The organism is Methylophaga sp. UBA4204 (genome assembly GCF_002379485.1).
In the GTDB taxonomy this organism is placed as follows: domain Bacteria; phylum Pseudomonadota; class Gammaproteobacteria; order Nitrosococcales; family Methylophagaceae; genus Methylophaga.
This window is the reverse complement of record NZ_DFTU01000036.1, coordinates 84,371-84,692: the sequence shown is the minus strand read 5'-3', so window position 1 is coordinate 84,692 and position 322 is coordinate 84,371. Positions and strand designations below refer to the sequence as shown.

The window sequence follows — 322 nt, the reverse complement described above, 5'->3', positions numbered from 1 at the left end:
CGCCGATAAAATTCGCTTCTCTTGTTGCGCTGCAATATGTGGCGCTATGGCCGATACCAAGGCGATAGGATTTATTTGTTCATAAGCCAATGGTTCGGTGATTACCGATTGCAACAACAAGGCATCGGCATTGCGCAAACCGGCATCGGTTTTTTCACATCCTGCTGCAAGCGGTTTTAATGCCGCAGTCGTTAAACCCTGCTGTTTTGCCGCGACCAATAAACCTGCCGCCACCAACGTTTTGCCGACATCTGTATCTGTACCGGCGATAAAAAATGTTTTTCTAGCCATGATGTTTACTCGCCGCCTCTTTGTTTGCCGT

General features: G+C 48.1%; 1 protein-coding gene. It reads right to left on the bottom strand.

Annotated elements, in window-relative coordinates; all coding sequences use genetic code 11:
- Nucleotides 1-291, bottom strand: a 291-nt coding sequence (gene bioD / locus B3182_RS05080) for an ATP-dependent dethiobiotin synthetase BioD (RefSeq protein ID WP_292751791.1), incomplete at its 3' end; no start/stop codon positions are given.
- Nucleotides 292-322: the final 31 nt, after the last annotated feature.